The sequence below is a fragment of the Mesorhizobium sp. YM1C-6-2 genome, from assembly GCF_003666685.1.
In the GTDB taxonomy this organism is placed as follows: Bacteria; Pseudomonadota; Alphaproteobacteria; order Rhizobiales; family Rhizobiaceae; genus Mesorhizobium_K.
This window is the reverse complement of sequence record NZ_RCIZ01000007.1, coordinates 37750-52424: the sequence shown is the minus strand read 5'-3', so window position 1 is coordinate 52424 and position 14675 is coordinate 37750. Positions and strand designations below refer to the sequence as shown.

Below are 14675 nucleotides of genomic sequence, written 5' to 3'. Positions count from 1 at the left end.
GGCCTACGATGGAAAACAACCGCAATTTCTTTATCACCATCGCGCTTTCGGTGCTGATCCTGACGCTCTGGCAGGTCTTCTACATGAATCCGAAGATCGAGCGGGAGCGCGAGACTACCCGCATCGAGCAGGAGCGCGTCGCGGCCGAGCAGAAGACGGCTGCGCCGCAGAGCCAGGGCACTGCCGGCGATACGCCTGCGACCCCGCCCGGCGCGGTTCCTGGCGCACCGGGCGCCGAGAGCCGCGAAGCGGCGGTCGCCTCCACTGCCCGCATCAAGATCGACACGCCGAGCCTGTCCGGCTCGATCAATCTGACCGGCGCCCGCATCGACGACGTCAGGCTGAAGCGCTATCACGAGACGGTCGACGACAGCTCGCCGATGATCGAGCTGCTGACGCCGTCCAACCTGCCGAAGGGTTATTTCGCCGAGGTCGGCTTTGTCGGGCAGCCCGACGTCGGCACGCTGCCGGGTCCCGAGACCGTCTGGACCGTCGAGGGCGAGCAGACGCTGACCCCGACCACGCCCGTCACGCTCGCCTTCACCAACGAAAAGGGCCTGACCTTCCGGCGCACCATAGCGGTCGATTCCGACTACATGTTCACCGTCTCGGACACGGTGACGAATGATGGCGGGGCGCCTGTGTCCCTCCACAATTACGGCCGCATCATGCGCTTCGGCAAGCCGACGACCGCCTCGATCTACGTGCTCCACGAAGGTCTGATCGGCGTCACCGGCGAGGAGGGGCTGCAGGAGATCGACTACTCCCAGATCGAGGAAGACCGGGAGATCAAGCCCGGCAAGTCGAGCGACGGCTGGCTCGGCATCACCGACAAATATTGGGCTGTGGCGATGGTGCCGTCGGGCGCGCAGCCCTTCCAGCCGGGCTATGCCTATTTCGACGACAACGGCCGCCCGCGTTATCGCGCCGATTTCGTCACCGACGCCATCACCATCGCGCCCGGCGAGTCGGCGACCGTCGAAACCCGCGTCTTTGCCGGCGCCAAGGAAGTCGGCAAGATCCAGGCTTACGAGAACGACCAGAAGATCCGCCAGTTCGACCTGCTGATCGACTGGGGCTGGTTCTATTTCATCACCAAGCCGATGTTCTATCTCATCGACTGGCTCTACAAGGCGCTCGGCAATTTCGGCCTCGCCATCCTGGCCACCACCGTCATCGTGAAGGCGATCTTCTTCCCGCTCGCCAACAAGTCCTACAAGTCGATGGCGCGCATGAAGGTCGTGCAGCCGAAGATGATGGAGATCCGCGAGAAATACGCGGACGACAAGATGAAGCAGCAGCAGGCGATGATGGAGCTCTACAAGACCGAGAAGATCAATCCGGTCGCAGGCTGCTGGCCGGTGCTGATCCAGATCCCGGTCTTCTTCGCGCTCTACAAGGTGCTCTACGTCACCATCGAGATGCGCCACGCGCCCTTCTTCGGCTGGATCCAGGACCTTGCCGCGCCGGACCCGACCTCGATCTTCAACCTGTTCGGCCTGCTTCCCTTCGCCGTGCCGGCCTTCCTGATGATCGGCGTCTGGCCGCTCATCATGGGCATCACGATGTTCCTGCAGATGCGCATGAACCCGACGCCGCCGGACCCGACTCAGCAGATGATCTTCACCTGGATGCCGGTGATCTTCACCTTCATGCTGGCGTCGTTCCCGGCCGGCCTCGTCATCTACTGGGCCTGGAACAACCTGCTCTCGATCATCCAGCAGGGCGTGATCATGAAGCGCCAGGGCGCCAAGATCGAGCTCTGGGACAATCTCGCAGGCATGTTCAAGAAGAAACCGTCGCCGGCCGAATGATCGGCCGGCGTGCAGCGCTATTCACCGGAAGCACAAACGGCCCATAGTAGGCGGCTGACGCAGCGCATCAGCCGCCGTTGATCCGGTTGCCTGGTTGAGTATCGTGAACGGGCCGGCGATCCCGCCGCTCGTCAGGTCCCTCTTAGCAGCGCGCCGTATAGATAGAACCGTCAGGACGCTGGTAGCGGCAGTATTCCGTGCTCCGCGGCGTGGATGCGGTTCCGACAACTGCCCCGAGAAGAGCACCGGCGCCCGCGCCGGCCACCGTGGACCTCGTATTGCCGCCAATCGCCTGGCCGGCCAGGGCGCCGACGCCGGCGCCTACCAGTGCGCCGGTACCGGCGCGCTGTTCCTGCTCGGTTGCAGCGCAGCCGGCCAGCGAAATGCAAAGAAGTGCGGAGACGAAAGCAACTTTACCATGAAGTCTCATTAGACGCTCCTAACAATAATCTAGGCGGACCCCCGGCAACACTAGCATGAATGATGTCGCGCGCCAGTCGTGCTTGCCGGAACCTGCGCGTTGCCTGATCAGGCAGGAACATACGTCAATCGGATCACGTCCCTGCCGATCAAGTCGCTGGCGACGAGGCGGAGCGGCGGCCGGGGACCGGCGAAGAATGGCTTGCCGCGACCGAGCACGACGGGGTGGAAATAGAGGCGGTACTCGTCGACAAGACCGAACTCGGTCATGCTTTGCGCCAGTTCCGGTCCGGAAACGGAAACCTCGCCTGCCAGCCTATCCTTCAGCCCGCGTACCACCGCCTCGACGTCATCGGCGACGAGCGTGGCGTTGGGACCGACAGACTTCAGCGAGCGCGACACGACCCATTTCGGCTGGCGCCGCCACGCCTCCGCGAAGTCGCGGCGTTCCTGGGTCCAATCAGGGTGGTCTTCGTCCCAATAGCGCATGACCTCGTACATGCGGCGGCCGTAGACGCTGCCGGTCAGGCCGCGAACGTGATCTGTCCAGTGACGGAAGAGCGCGGGATCAGGCGCAAATTCCTGAAAGTCGACATAGCCGTCCAGGGACAGGTTCATTCCAAAGACGAGCTTCGCCATGCGATACTCCTCCGCCCCAGGCTTCAGAATACCCGGCGGTGCCGGGCTTCCGGGCCCTGTCGGTCCCGGTACCGGTTTCCCGTATTTACGCCGGGATCGTGCCGCCGAGTTCGTCCTCGACATGCGCGCGGATGATCTCGTCGAAGGAGCTCTCCGCCTCGAAGCCCAGCGAAACCGCCCGGCTGGCATCGAAATTCTGCGGCCAGCCGGCGACCATCTTGGCGATCGTCTCGTCGGGCTCGTGGCGGATCAGCTTCACCGCCTTCTCGCCGGCGATGCGCCGGAGCGCCTCAATCTCCTCGCCGACCGTCGCCGACAGGCCGGGCATGCTGAGCGAGCGCTGGTTGCCGAGTGCCGCCGTATCGAGTGCGGCGGCATGCATCAGGAAGCGGACCGCCGCGCGCGGGCTGGCGAACCAGTGGCGAACGCTTTCCTTGACCGGCAGCACGGCCTCCAGTCCCGACAGCGGCTCGCGCAATATGTTGGAGAAGAAGCCGGACGCTGCCTTGTTGGGCTTGCCCGGCCGGATCACGATGGTGGGCAGCCGGATGCCGATCCCGTCGAGGAAGCCGCGCCGCGAATAGTCGGCGAGCAGAAGTTCGCCGATCGCCTTCTGTGTGCCGTAGCTGGTCAGCGGCGTGTGATGGTGCGTGTCGTCTATGACTGCAGGCAGCGGCTCGCCGAACACTGCGATCGACGAGGTGAAGACGAGCTTGGGCTTGTAGGGAGCCTTCTTGCCCTCCAGCCTGATCGCCTCCAGGAGTTCCCGCGTTCCGTCGAGGTTGACCCGGTAGCCCTTCTCGAAATCGGCTTCCGCTTCGCCCGACACGATCGCCGCAAGGTGGAAGATCAAGTCCGGCCGCTCGGCGGCCAGTCCTGTCGCCACTCCCTCGTCGGACAGGTCGGCCGCGAGGGTGCGGGCCTTGCCGGCGAAGCGCGCCGGCACGGCCGGTTCGACGATATCGACCAGCGTCAGCCGTTCGATCAGCTTGCCGTTGATCTCGCCCTTGGCGACGAGCGCCTCGACCAGCTTGCGCCCGACCATTCCAGCCGCGCCGATAACAAGTATGTGCATGTCTGTCCGATCGTGTTGGTGTCAGTCTTCGTCGGGCCCGTCGGAAACTTCCGTTTGCGGGCGATCGTCGCCCTGGGCAACCTCGCCGTGCCACTTGCCCGCCGCATCTTCGTACTCGATTCCCTCGGTTCTGCCAGCTACCTGCTGCTCCGCCGCCGCGATTTTCGCGGCCGCGAGGGCGTCGGCATGGGAAGGGAACGTCTCCGAATAGGTGGTGCCGAGCTTGTAGGCCCAGCCTCCGTCATGCTCGACGATCTCGTAGGTGACCTTGTTCATCGCCTTCTCCGCTCATCTTCTCCCGCTGCCGGCTTCATATGGAGCGCTGCCCGGCGGAAGCAAACCGCCCGGCAGTCGGTCCGGCAGCAGGCTCGGCCGTCCGCACGAAGCCGGCGCTCGCCGCCAGCAGCCTGCGGCTATAATCCTGCGTCACATGCCCGGCGGCAAGGCTTGCGGCGTCGAGCGTCTCGACCTCGGCGCCATTATGCATCACCATCAGCCGGCCGCACAGATGGGTGATGATCGCGAGATCGTGGCTGACCATCAGGAAGGTGAGGCTGCGCGTCCGCCGCACCTCCTCCAGCAGGTTCAGCACCTCGGCCTGCACCGAGGCGTCGAGTGCGGAGGTCGGCTCGTCGAGCAGCAATATGGAAGGCTCGAGGATCAGCGCCCGTGCGATTGCCACGCGCTGCCTCTGTCCGCCCGAAAGCTGGTGCGGATAGCGGAAGCGGAAGCCCGAGCCCAGCCCGACCTCGTCGAGTGCGCGCACGATGCGTTCCTCCGCATTCGCGAAGCCGTGTATGGCGAGCGGCTCCAGCAGCAGCCGGTCCACCGTCTGGCGTGGATGCAGCGAGCCGTAGGGGTCCTGGAACACCATCTGGACCTTGCGGTGGAAGGCCTTGTCGCGGCGCGGGCCGAGCGTTTCGCCGTCGACCGTGATCGTGCCGGCCGACACGGGCGCCAGCCCGGCGATCGCCCGCAGAAGCGTCGACTTGCCCGAGCCGGACTCGCCGACCAGCCCGTAGGATTCTCCCGGCTCGATCCGGAGGCTCACCCCCTTCAGGACATGGTAGTGGTCGTAGACCACGCCCAGGCCGTCGATCGCCAGGGCCGCCGTCAAAGCGCCCACTCCGGCTTGCGGTCGAGCACCGGCAGCGGATGCCGCTGCTCGCCGATCCTCGGCATGCAGTCGAGCAGGCCGCGTGTGTAGGGGTGGCGTGCCCGGGCAAGCTCGGCGGCGGGCAGTTCCTCCACGATCTTTCCCGCATACATGACGATCACCCGGTCGCAGAAGGACGAGACCAGCCTCAGATCATGCGAGATGAAGATCAGGCCCATGCCGCTTTCGCCGACCAGCCGGTCGAGGATGCGCAATATGTCGAGCTGCACCGTCACGTCGAGCGCCGAGGTCGGCTCGTCCGCGATCAGAAGCTGGGGCCCCGCGATCAGCATCATCGCGATCATGGCGCGCTGGCCCATGCCGCCCGACACCTCGTGCGGATAGAGGTCGTAGACGCGGTTCACGTCGCGGATCTGCACTGCCTCGAGCATGGCGAGCGCCCTTTCGCGCGCCTGTGCCTTGCCGACGGCCTCGTGCGCGCGCAGCGCCTCGACGATCTGCCGGCCGATCGTCATCACCGGGTTCAGCGAATATTTCGGGTCCTGCAGGATCATGGCGATGCGCTTTCCCCTGAGGTCGCGGCGCAGCCGGGGAGGGGCCTTCATGAGGTCGATGCCGTCAAATTCCAGTCGGTCCGCGGAAACCTCGGCATTCGCAGGCGTCAGCCCCATGATCGCGCGGCCGGTCTGCGACTTGCCAGAGCCGGATTCGCCGACGATGCCGAGCCTTTCGCGACCGAGCGTGAAGGAGATGCCGCGCACGGCCTCTATCGTGCCGGTGCGGGTCGGGAAGCGGACGCCGAGCCTCTTCACGTCGAGCAGCGGCTTCATTGCTCGCCGCTCCTCGGATCCAGCGCATCGCGCAGCCCGTCGCCGAGCAGGTTGAAGCCGAGGCTGACGACGAGGATGGCGATGCCCGGCATGCCGGCCACCCACCACTGGTCGAGGATGAAGCGGCGGCCCGACGCGATCATCGCGCCCCATTCGGGCAGCGGCGGTTGCGCGCCGAGCCCGAGGAAGCCGAGCCCGGCCGCCGTCAGGATGATGCCCGCCATGTCGAGCGTCACGCGCACGATCAGCGACGACAGGCAGAGCGGCATGATGTGGCGCAGCACGATGCGCATCGGCGACGCGCCCATCAGTCGCACGGCGGCGATGTAGTCCGAGTTGCGCACCGTCAGCGTCTCGGCCCGCGCGATGCGCGCATAGGGCGGCCACGAGGTGATGGCGATGGCGATCACCGCGTTCTCGATGCCCGGCCCGAGCGCCGCCACGAAGGCGAGCGCCAGGATCAGCTTGGGGAAGGCGAGGAAGATGTCTGTCACGCGCATCAGCACCGCGTCGATCCAGCCGCCGGCATAACCGGCGACCGTGCCGACCAGGAGGCCGATCGGCGCGGCGATGACCGCGACCAGGATGACGACGAAAAGCGTCAGCCGGGAGCCGTGGACGATGCGCGAGAAGATATCGCGGCCGAGATCGTCGGTGCCGAACCAGTGCGTCGCGCTCGGCGGCAGCAGCCGCGCATTCTTCAAGTCGCCGATGGTCGGGGAGTAGGGCGCGATGAGGTCGGCGAAGATCGCCACCAGCACGAGCGCCACGATGATACCGAGCCCGACAAGCGCCAGCCCGTTGCCGGAAAATCGCCGCCAGGTCACGTATGCGCGGCCGAGTTTCGCCTGCAGCCGCGATTGCGGCCGGTCGCTGAGCAGCCATTCCCGGCGGGTCTGCGCTGTCGTGCTCATCGCGTGCGGGTCCTCGGGTCCAGCATGCGGTAGAGCGCGTCGGACAGCAGGTTGATGCCGATGAATACCGAGCCGATGACGATGGTGCCGCCGAGCACGGCATTCATGTCGGCGTTCTGCAGCGAGTTGGTGATGTAGAGCCCGAGCCCCGGCCAGGCGAACACCGTCTCGGTCAGCACCGACCCTTCGAGCAGCCCGGCATAGGAGAGCGCGATCACCGTCACCAGCGGCACGGCGGCGTTGCGCAAGGCGTGAAGCCAGATGATGCGGCTTTCGCTCAGGCCCTTCGCCCGCGCCGCCACGATATATTCCTGCGACAGTTCGGCCAGCATGAAGGAGCGGGTCATACGGCTGATATAGGCAAGCGAGAAATAGCCAAGCAGCGCGGCAGGCAGGATGATGTGCCCGAATATGTCGCGGAAGGCGCCCCAGTCCCGCTGCAGCACTGCGTCGAGCAGGTAGAAGCCGGTGATCGGCGTGAAGGTGAACTCGTAGGCGATGCCGATGCGGCCCGGTCCCTCGGTCCAGCCAAGCCGTGCATAGAAGACCAGGAGCGCGATCAGACCGAGCCAGAATATCGGCACCGAATAGCCGACCAGCCCGATCACCCGGACGATCTGGTCGACGAGGCTGCCGCGTTTGACGGCGGCGAGGACGCCGAGCGGCACACCGACCGCCGCGCCGATGATCGTGCCGAGGGTGGCGAGCTCGATCGTCGCCGGGAATACGCGGGCGATATCGGCCATCACGGGATTGGTCGACAGCACCGAGCGGCCGAAATTGCCCGTCAGGGCGTTTTTCACATAGAGCACGAACTGCTCGTAGAGCGGCAGGTCGAGCCCATATTCCTTGCGCGCCTGCGCGATCACGCTCGCCGGCGCCCGGTCCCCCACGATCGCCAGCACCGGGTCGATCGGAATGACCCGCCCGATGAAGAAGGTGACGGCAAGCAGGCCGAGATAGGTGACGACGACGACACCGAGGAACCGCAGGGCGGCGGACGCGTAGACCGATGCGGGGGCGCGTCTGCGCCCCGCCCCGGTCCTTGTTTCGCTGACGGACAACCGGCGAGCCTCTACGGCCGCGTCCGGATTGTCACTTCGTCACCGGTCCGACGAAATTGGTGTCGAAGGTCGGTCCGAGCTTGTAGCCCTTTATGGTGTTGCGCAGCCCCGCCACTTCCGTCTGCTGGAAGATCAGCACGAACGGACTCGTCTCGAGGAAGGTCTTCTGCAGTTCCTTGTACATGTCGGCGCGCTTGGCGTTGTCGCGTTCCAGCAGGGCGGCCTTGGTGGCTGCGGTCAGTTCCGGCACGTCCCAGGCATTGCGCCAGGCAAGCGTCTTGTTGGGCGAGTCGTCGGCATTGTCGGGGTTCGACGTGAAGGTCTCCGCGTTGGAATTCGGATCCCAGTAGTCGACGCCCCACTGGCCGATATAGATGTCGTGGTTGCGCGCCCGGTACTTGGTCAGCGTCTGCTTGCCGTCGCCCGGGATGATCTCGATCTTGATGCCCGCCTGTCCCGTCGTCTGCTGGATCGACTCGGCGATGCCGGTCACCGGCTGCGAGCTGCGCACGTCCATGGTCACGTTGAAGCCGTCCGGCGATCCGGCCTTGGCGAGCAGTTCCTTCGCCTTGGCGACGTCGAGCTTGTAGGGATTGTCCTCGGAGGCTCCGAGCACGCCCTTGGGCAGGAAGTTCTGGTGGATCTCGCCGATGCCCTTGATGAGGGTCGAGCCGATCGCGTCGTAGTCGACCAGCCACTTGAAGGCCTCGCGCACCTCCGGCTTCGCCAGCGTCGGGTTCTTCTGGTTGAGGCTGATGTAGTAGACGGTGCCCTTGGGCGCCGAGGTGGTCGCCAGGTCGGCATTTTGCGACACCGCCTCGTAGTCGCCCGGCTCCAGGTTGCGCGCCACGTCGATGTCGCCCTTCTCCAGCATCAGGCGCTGCGTGGCGCTTTCCTTCACATGCCGGTAGATGACGCGCAGGAGCGCTGGCTTCGGCCCGTAATAATTGTCGTTGCGCTCCAGCACGACGACCTCGTTGGCGCGCCATTCGCGCAGCTTGAACGGGCCGGACCCGGCATAGTTGGTCTTCAGCCAGTCATTGCCGAAGTCGTTGTCGAACATGTACTCGTCGCTTGGCGTGACCGCTGCGACATGTTCCTTCACCAGCTTGCTGTCGACCACGGCGGCAACCGTCGCGGTGAGGCAGTTGAGCACGAAGCTAGGCGCATAGGCCTGGTCCACCGTGAACACGAAGGTCAAGGGATCGGTGGCCTTGGCCTTCTCGGTGACGTTGTCGCCGGTCAGGCCGAACTGCTGCAGGATGAAGGCCGGGCTCTTGTTGAGCTTCACGGCGCGCTCGAACGACCAGGCCACGTCTTCCGCGGTGATCGGATTGCCCGAGGCGAATTTCAGGTCCGGCTTGAGCTTGAACGTGTAGGTCAGGCCGTCGTCGGACAGCGTCCAGCTCTCCGCCACGCCGCCGACCACATTGGTGGTGTCGTTGATGTCGAGCCGCACCAGCATGTCGTAGGTGTTGCCGGTGATCTCGCCGGTGCTGATCTCGAACGCTTCGCCGGGGTCCATGGTGATGATGTCGTCGATCGCCCAAGCCTGGACGAGCGTATCGGCCGGCGTCTCGGCGACGGCGGGTGCGGCGGCGAAGATCAGTGCAGACATTGCAGCGCCAGCAAGCGCCATGCGGAAACGTCCGTGCGTCTTTCCCATCATCATGTCGGTGGTTCCCTGTTATGTTGTCGTTGAGTTTCCCCGCCCTTCAAGGCCCGTTTTTGTCGGGCCGTAGTTCACTCATGCCAGGCCGAGGCCAGTACCCTCAGCCAGTTGTCACGGCATATCTTTGCCAGGTCGCCGTCACCATATCCGGCGTCCCGCAGCCCATCAACGAGCTTCTGAAGGCCTGCCGCGTCGCCGATCTCCGCCGGCACCGTGGCCCCGTCGAAGTCGGAGCCGATCGCCACGCCTTCGATGCCCAGCCTGTCGACCAGATGGTCGATGTGCCGGATCATGTCCGATATCGGCGTGTTCGCGTCCTCGCGCCCGTCCGGCCGCAGCATGCCGACGGCGAAGTTCAGGCCGACCAGCCCCTTGCTCTCCCGCACCGCGTCGAGCTGCCTGTCGGTCAGGTTGCGCGCCACCGGCGTGATCGCATGCACGTTGGAGTGGCTGACCACCAGCGGCTGGTCGGAGAGTTTCGCTGCGTCCCAGAAGCCCTTCTCGGTGATGTGGGCGAGATCGATCATGATGCCGAGCCGGTTGCATTCGCCGACCAGCCGCTTTCCGGCCTCGGTCAGGCCGGGGCCGGTGTCTGGGCTCATCGGATAGGCGAAGGGCACGCCGTGCCCGAATATGTTGTTGCGGCTCCACACCGGGCCCAGCGAGCGCAGCCCGGCGGCGTAGAATGTCTCCAGCGCCGAAAGCTCGGCGTCGATCGCCTCGCAACCCTCCATGTGGAGCACCGCGGCGAATTTGCCGGCCTCTATCGCAGCGGCGATGTCTCGCGAATTCCGGCAGATGTTCCAGCCGCCCGCCCGCTCGATGCGCAGCGCGATCGCCGCCATCTGGAGCGCGATGTCGAGGGAGGGCTGCCGCTCGAGCGGCTTGGAAAGCGGCGTTTCGTAGTTGCCCCTTTCGTCAGGCTTGCCGAAATCGAGATGGCCGGAGGTGATGTAGATCGCGCAAAGCCCGCCGGCGAGGCCGCCGCTCCGGGCCCGCGCCATGTCGATGTGGCCGCGCTCGGCACCGTCATAGCCGGCCGCCTCAGAGCCTTCGATGAACTCGGCGACGGGATCCGTGCCTTTGGCCGCATGGTTCCACAAGCGGTAGAGCACACTTTAATGGTCGATCTACGGAATGCGGAAAACGCATGGCTCAAATGGCGTTCGCGGGATAGGTCGGACGAATGTGCAGAGGGTGCCCCCACGGGGGGGATTTAGCGCTTCTGTTTGTACGTTATACGCATACAAATTTTTCTCTGAAATAGTCGCTGGTTATTCGACCCGGACTGCGTTCACCACGTGTCGCGTCCTCTCCTTCCGCAAGCCACCCTTGCAAATGTGAACCCGCTCAAGGCGTAACCACACGCGTGTATGCGGCCATTCGGCGCGATCGATTGCCCAACGGCTTCCGAACTCAAGGCGAAGGGTGCTTCCGTCCTCTGCCTTCTCACGAATTTCAAGTGTCTCCTTGCTGCACCCATCGTCTTGGGCGCTTGTGCCGGTCACAAACAGCAGGAGGATCACTACGGCATTGGGAAAAGCCCTCATTCCAGTTCGTCACGTTTCCCGATGGCGCGGGGGTCTAGGGTGATCCCCCGAATGCCTCCCGCGTACAAGCGCGCTCCGTCGCTAGTGAACTCAACGCCGCCGTGTTCCAGAGCCGATCGCAAACCTTGTAGGGAGGTCGGTTTGAGTGTCCGCACTCCGCCTTCAAATGCCTGGATGGCTTCAAGAGACACGCCGGATTTTTCGGAGAGATGGTCTTGGGTCCACCCAAAAACTGAGCGGCCCGCTTTGCATTGTTCGGCAGTGATCATGGTACCCCCTCAATTTACGTTGCTGTGGCAAAACGGTTGGGCATTTTATGAACGCCGGTGTGCTGAAGCAATCAATATCGCTCCACTAGCGCAGCCTCCACGATAGAAGTCTTCATTCCCACGCCGATGTGTGAAAGATGGGCACCGGCAATCACGCCACCTAAGGGACACCCTTGCCGATGACCAGCTACCTGATCACCTTCACCAACGAAGCCGGGTACACCCATGGCACCCTGCGCACCCTCGCGTTTTCCCATTGGGACGCTTGCGTGTTCGGATGGGACAACGCACCTGAGGGAACCGACGACTTCCAAGTGGTTGAAGTCGACGCGCCATAACTTCGCTTAGATCAGCGCCACTCTTATGTCTTGTTGTTATGGCGAGTGGGAGGCTGTTATGGCGCTGATCGTCACATGTTTTATTGTTGGCCTGATCTTCGTAATGCTATTCTCTTCAGAAGGCCGTTGGTTTCTCAAAAGCCTGCTTAACCTCGTGGCCGAAGTGGCAGAAATTACGTTTTTAGGTGCCCTTCTGCTAGGCGGTGGCGTGGCCGGTGTTGTCTGGCTTCTCTGGTTTGTAGGCTAAGTGCGCGGCCTAGATGGCTCCCCAGACTCTATAGACCACTCATGGAGCCTCGTTGGCATATTCCGGGGCTACAGACACCTGACAGGGCTTCGCCCGTCTCCATCCACGATTCCTGGGCCGCTAGCGCGGCGTGAGGGAACCCTCGCGCAATCTTCAATCACAGGTGAGATACGAAAGAAGGGCGTGAGGGTTCCCTCGGGTTGCTGGAGGCGGCTTAGGCCCCAGCAATCTCCGAAGCGGAGACGGACTTGTCGAGCAGTGCGGCGTCGGCAGTAAAGGAGGCCTCAGCCTCCTCCTCGGTGACGTAGGTTACAGGACCAGCCATCTCTGGAAAGATGCGCTCAAGCTCGGCGCTGGTGACCTTGGGGGTCCCTGCCGACAGGTCACGCACCGTCTTGGTGTCGGCGGTGTACTCAAGGCCCGTAACGGGATCGTGGGTGCCCTTCCTGATTCCGACGCCTACATGCGCCATCGACGTGCGCGAGGCGGCAGCGGCGGCTTCCATGAGGGCCTGTGATCGCTCATCGGCACCGTAAGTGCGGGAGCGGATGTCGATACCTCGAACTGCCTGTCGGATCGTATCCATGTCCTTCTCAAACTGTCGGACCTGCTTCTCAAGGCTGGTGCGCTGAGCGGTCAGTGCTGCGACCTCCCCAGTCAGGCGGGAGACTTCGGCCTCCAGCTTGGCGGTTTCGGTTGCAGTGTCGAGGGCTTCTAGTTGGGCGATGAGTTCATCGCGGGACAGCGGCTTCTTTGCCATGTGTAGTTTCCTTTCAAGTTTGTCGTTCTGACAAAGTCAGAGTGTGTATGCGTGGGAGGCGATCAAAAGGGCGGCGATGATGATGAGGTCAGCCGTCATACCGTGATGCCGGTCGGGCTCTTCTTGATGCCCAGACCACCGCTGCCGAGGCCGGATTCGTTCCGGTACTTCTTGGTGCCAACTGCGAGTGTCGAGGAGCGGCTAGGCTGCGCTGCGGTCTTCTTGTCGGGAGCCGCCTGCTTGAGAACCTCAGGCGGCGGCGTTGGCTTGATGGGCTCAGGCTGGTCGATGAAACACATGGCTCAGTCCTCCCCATCCGGCAGGCGGTCGTACCAGTATGCGTAAGCATCCATGAGCTTGCTCGGCTCAATGTTGCCCTGGATAAATTCTGCCACGATGCGTTTGGCTAGCGGGTCCGGTGTGGCCGCTGCGGCGTAGACAATGGAGGCCCAGCGATCGCTGCCGATGTGTTCGGAGGCGACGGGCTCTGCTTCCATCACTGTAGTTTCGATCAGCGTGGCGGCGGTCTGCGTGTCGAGGCCGGTGGCTTCCGAGAGAAGCTCAAGGGTATCCTCGGCAGTGCCGCCTACAAGCAAGTCAACGGCAGCATCGAACGCGCCGCCGAAATGATCGGCAATGTCGTCCAGCGTCGGTGACAGCGAGGGGGAGCGGTCGGACTGTGCCTCAAGTTCGTCCGTGAGGGCCTCAAGCTCCTCGTCGGAAATCTCGAGTTCCTCAGGGTTCAGGACTTCCTCGCCAAGCTCGTCGGCTAGGGCGAGCGGGTTGAGAGTGGGTGAAGCACTATCAGGGGCTCCCTGCGTTCCCGTAGCGGGCCCAGACAACCCAAGCTGAGCAGCTATGTCGTGGTCGACGTAGGTGTTGAGGCCGGGGACAAAGACCATGCCCTCGGGAGCCGGTGCAGGAGCAGAGCCGATGGCATAGCGGGGCGCGACATAACCGGAGTTCGGGTCATGGGGTGATGGGAGGCGGAGCATTCCGCCATCGTCGTCGTAAGACATCTTGGGTTTTCCTTTTGGGTGTTCAGAGTAGGCCACGCTGCTCTAGATGCTGATGCATCACAGCAGCTTAGCGGCCTTGAGAGCTAGTTTGGTGTAGTCGAGCAGGGTCATGTCCTGCCCGTCCTGAGTGGTGACAGGCGATGACCAGAAGGACGCGCCGTAGATCGTCGTTGCGTGGTGGACGAAGTCTTTGCCGAGGTGGCGGTGGGTTGCCCCTGAGGCCTCCTTGGAAACCGGTTTGCCCGCGATGGTCTTGCGGAAATCGCCGAGCAAGGCACCGGCACGGGTGCGCAGGAAGGCCTCGCGGTTGCGCCAGATGCCTCCGGCTAGGCCGCTGTCGTAGTAGACCAGCATCCAGCCCATGAGAGCGAGCGCGTTATCGACGGCCTCGGTATAGGTCTTCCCTTCCCGGTGCTGCCAATTAGCGAGGAGGCCGGTGGCTTTGGCGACCTGCGGCAACTTCCGATGAATGTCGGCTGGCGAAAGGCAGAAGGACGGCGGCAAAGCCTTGGTGCGCTCAAGGGCCCCGAGGTCCGCCGAGATACGTTTAGCCAAGGCAGGGTCTGTCGCGAGATAGACGCCAATGGCATGTTTGAAGATGGCGAGTTCGTTGCGGGACGGGAGACGAGCTAGAGGGTCCCCGCGCTTGCTGGCGACATCGCGATGGCTTCGGCAGTATCGACCGACGCCGCTGCGCTGGTGGTCGCAGCCGGGGACATCGCAAGGCTTCGTCTCATTGACTATCTGGCGACAGCGCAGCCGCTGCGTGGACACGGGAGATTGCTTACCGACACGCCAGTCTGACGGTCGGCCTATGGTGATGGGGGCTGGCATTGTAAGGATTTCTTTCAGCAGTTTTTCACTCCAACGGAGCAACATGCGTCCACTCACATTGCGGGAGCTGTCCGTGAGCGGAAACAAGTACGACGAAGCGTGGGACTGGCACG

General features: G+C 63.8%; 18 protein-coding genes. 3 read left to right on the top strand and 15 right to left on the bottom strand.

The window, feature by feature from the left end:
* Positions 1–8 precede the first annotated feature (8 nt).
* Positions 9–1814 carry a membrane protein insertase YidC gene (gene yidC, locus D8676_RS17895; RefSeq protein WP_121582463.1) on the top strand — a complete coding sequence of 602 codons (1806 nt, stop codon included), beginning with the start codon at positions 9–11 and terminating at the stop codon, positions 1812–1814.
* 142 nt (positions 1815–1956) lie between these two features.
* Here the strand turns inward: yidC and D8676_RS17890 are convergent, their stop codons facing one another.
* The 11 genes from D8676_RS17890 to D8676_RS17835 all read right to left on the bottom strand — a co-directional run bounded on the left by D8676_RS17890 (position 1957) and on the right by D8676_RS17835 (position 11364).
* Entirely contained in the window at positions 1957–2244 is a 288-nt protein-coding gene (locus D8676_RS17890) for a glycine zipper 2TM domain-containing protein (protein ID WP_121582462.1), read from the bottom strand.
* Between the two features lie 98 nt (positions 2245–2342).
* On the bottom strand, positions 2343–2873 hold the full coding sequence (locus tag D8676_RS17885) for a dihydrofolate reductase family protein (RefSeq protein ID WP_121582461.1): 531 nt from the start codon (positions 2871–2873) through the stop codon (positions 2343–2345).
* 85 nt (positions 2874–2958) lie between these two features.
* On the bottom strand, positions 2959–3948 hold the full coding sequence (denD, locus tag D8676_RS17880; RefSeq protein ID WP_121582460.1) for a D-erythronate dehydrogenase: 990 nt from the start codon (positions 3946–3948) through the stop codon (positions 2959–2961).
* 21 nt (positions 3949–3969) lie between these two features.
* Complete coding sequence (locus D8676_RS17875) at positions 3970–4224, bottom strand: DUF2188 domain-containing protein (protein WP_121582459.1); 255 nt, start codon at positions 4222–4224, stop codon at positions 3970–3972.
* Positions 4225–4258: 34 nt separating this feature from the next.
* A complete protein-coding gene (locus tag D8676_RS17870) occupies positions 4259–5065 on the bottom strand; it encodes an ABC transporter ATP-binding protein (protein WP_121582630.1) in 807 nt (268 codons plus the stop codon).
* Positions 5062–5895 carry an ABC transporter ATP-binding protein gene (locus tag D8676_RS17865; RefSeq protein ID WP_121582458.1) on the bottom strand — a complete coding sequence of 278 codons (834 nt, stop codon included), beginning with the start codon at positions 5893–5895 and terminating at the stop codon, positions 5062–5064. Before D8676_RS17865 ends, D8676_RS17870 begins: the two co-directional genes overlap by 4 nt.
* Positions 5892–6809, bottom strand: coding sequence for a nickel transporter permease (gene nikC / locus D8676_RS17860; RefSeq protein WP_121582457.1), 918 nt, complete (start codon positions 6807–6809; stop codon positions 5892–5894). Before nikC ends, D8676_RS17865 begins: the two co-directional genes overlap by 4 nt.
* The gene (locus D8676_RS17855; RefSeq protein ID WP_121582456.1) at positions 6806–7873 is read right to left on the bottom strand and encodes an ABC transporter permease; all 1068 of its coding nucleotides are present in this window, start codon (positions 7871–7873) and stop codon (positions 6806–6808) included. Before D8676_RS17855 ends, nikC begins: the two co-directional genes overlap by 4 nt.
* Before the next feature lie 31 nt (positions 7874–7904).
* A complete protein-coding gene (locus D8676_RS17850) occupies positions 7905–9542 on the bottom strand; it encodes an ABC transporter substrate-binding protein (RefSeq protein ID WP_121582629.1) in 1638 nt (545 codons plus the stop codon).
* A gap of 74 nt (positions 9543–9616) precedes the next feature.
* Positions 9617–10660, bottom strand: coding sequence for a dipeptidase (locus D8676_RS17845; RefSeq protein WP_121582455.1), 1044 nt, complete (start codon positions 10658–10660; stop codon positions 9617–9619).
* 431 nt (positions 10661–11091) lie between these two features.
* On the bottom strand, positions 11092–11364 hold the full coding sequence (locus tag D8676_RS17835) for a helix-turn-helix transcriptional regulator (RefSeq protein ID WP_183097138.1): 273 nt from the start codon (positions 11362–11364) through the stop codon (positions 11092–11094).
* A gap of 179 nt (positions 11365–11543) precedes the next feature.
* Here D8676_RS17835 and D8676_RS27370 point away from each other — a divergent pair, with 179 nt between their 5' ends.
* Both D8676_RS27370 and D8676_RS17830 read left to right on the top strand, forming a co-directional pair.
* The gene (locus D8676_RS27370; protein ID WP_183097137.1) at positions 11544–11702 is read left to right on the top strand and encodes a hypothetical protein; all 159 of its coding nucleotides are present in this window, start codon (positions 11544–11546) and stop codon (positions 11700–11702) included.
* A 58-nt stretch (positions 11703–11760) separates the two neighbouring features.
* Positions 11761–11949 carry a hypothetical protein gene (locus D8676_RS17830; RefSeq protein ID WP_121582453.1) on the top strand — a complete coding sequence of 63 codons (189 nt, stop codon included), beginning with the start codon at positions 11761–11763 and terminating at the stop codon, positions 11947–11949.
* Positions 11950–12163: 214 nt separating this feature from the next.
* Here the strand turns inward: D8676_RS17830 and D8676_RS17825 are convergent, their stop codons facing one another.
* The 4 genes from D8676_RS17825 to D8676_RS17810 all read right to left on the bottom strand — a co-directional run bounded on the left by D8676_RS17825 (position 12164) and on the right by D8676_RS17810 (position 14502).
* Complete coding sequence (locus tag D8676_RS17825; RefSeq protein WP_121582452.1) at positions 12164–12709, bottom strand: hypothetical protein; 546 nt, start codon at positions 12707–12709, stop codon at positions 12164–12166.
* Between the two features lie 95 nt (positions 12710–12804).
* Positions 12805–13008: a hypothetical protein gene (locus tag D8676_RS17820; RefSeq protein WP_121582451.1), complete on the bottom strand. Its 204-nt coding sequence runs from the start codon at positions 13006–13008 to the stop codon at positions 12805–12807.
* A gap of 3 nt (positions 13009–13011) precedes the next feature.
* Complete coding sequence (locus D8676_RS17815; protein ID WP_121582450.1) at positions 13012–13728, bottom strand: hypothetical protein; 717 nt, start codon at positions 13726–13728, stop codon at positions 13012–13014.
* Between the two features lie 57 nt (positions 13729–13785).
* The gene (locus D8676_RS17810) at positions 13786–14502 is read right to left on the bottom strand and encodes a hypothetical protein (RefSeq protein ID WP_147448216.1); all 717 of its coding nucleotides are present in this window, start codon (positions 14500–14502) and stop codon (positions 13786–13788) included.
* Between the last annotated feature and the right edge of the window lie 173 nt (positions 14503–14675).